Genomic DNA, 1,290 nt, shown 5'->3' on the forward strand with positions numbered 1-1,290 from the left:
GTGTTGAGTCTCAGGACATAGGAAACGCATGTCTCAAGACATAGGAAACCCTGGTGGGGGTGCGATGCGGGGGTGTCGAAAGCCAGGCTGGTCATCACCGCGGTCACTGTGCAGGGTCTCTCCCAGGCCGAAGCGTCCCGTCGTTACGACGTCTCCAAGGGGTGGGTCTCGAAGGTGATGGCTCGCTACCGAACCGAGGGCGAGGCGGCGTTCACGCCGCGCTCCCGCCGGCCGCGTAGCTCACCTCGGGCTGTGTCCGAGGAAGTCGTCGTGGCGGTGCTGGCCGAGCGGGACCGGCTGGTCGCCTCCGGGCACGACGCCGGCCCGGAGACCATCGCCTGGCACCTCGAACAGGCTGGCCACGACGCACCCTCACGGGCGAGCATCGCCCGGATCCTCACCCGCAACGGCCGTGTCGTGCCGGCCCCGAAGAAGAAGCCCAAAGCCGCCCATCACCGGTTCGAAGCCGACCAGCCCAACGAGTGCTGGCAGTCCGACGTCACCCACATCCGCCTCGCCGACGGCACCGACGTCGAGGTCATCACCTGGCTGGACGACCACTCCCGGATGGCGCTACACATCAGCGCCCACGCCCGGGTCACCGGACACATCGTGCTGGAGACCTTCCGCGCCGCCGTCGCCGAGTACGGCTGCCCCGCATCCACCCTCACCGACAACGGCATGGTCTATACCGTCCGGCACTCCGCGTTCGGGGTGCGCGGCGGGCGGAACGCCTTCGAGACCGAGCTCGCCACCCGCGGCATCACCCAGAAGAACGGCCGCGGCAACCACCCCCAGACCCAAGGCAAGGTCGAACGCTTCCAACAGACCCTCAAGACCTGGCTGGCCCGGCAAGGACCCACCCCCGAGACCATCGAGGACCTCCAAACCCTCCTGGACCGCTTCCGCGGCGAGTACAACCACCACCGCCCCCACCGCTCCCTGAACCGGCGCACCCCCGCCGCCGCCTACACCACCCGACCCAAAGCCACACCCCCCAGCGAACCCCCGGACCGGACCCACACCCGCATCCGCCACGACCGTGTCAACAACGGCAAGATCACCCTGCGCCACGCCGGCACCCTGTACTCCATCGGCCTCGGCCGCCACCACAACGGCACCCCCGTCACCGCCCTCGTCCACGGCCTGGACATCACCATCCTGGACGCCACCACCGGCGAGGTCCTGCGAAAACTCACCCTCGACACCACCCACAAGTACCAACCCCAGACACCACGAAACCCCCAAACCTGACGGTTCGGGGGTTTCCGATGTCCTGAGACATCACAC

General features: G+C 68.1%; 1 protein-coding gene. It reads left to right on the top strand.

Translation table 11 applies throughout. The features are described from left to right. Positions 1-108: 108 nt before the first annotated feature. Positions 109-1,254, top strand: a complete 1,146-nt coding sequence (locus JQN72_RS18065; RefSeq protein ID WP_307812815.1) for an IS481 family transposase — start codon at positions 109-111, stop codon at positions 1,252-1,254. Positions 1,255-1,290 lie beyond the last annotated feature (36 nt).

Origin of the sequence: Phycicoccus sp. CSK15P-2 (assembly GCF_016888005.1) — a bacterium.
Classification (GTDB): domain Bacteria; phylum Actinomycetota; class Actinomycetes; order Actinomycetales; family Dermatophilaceae; genus Phycicoccus.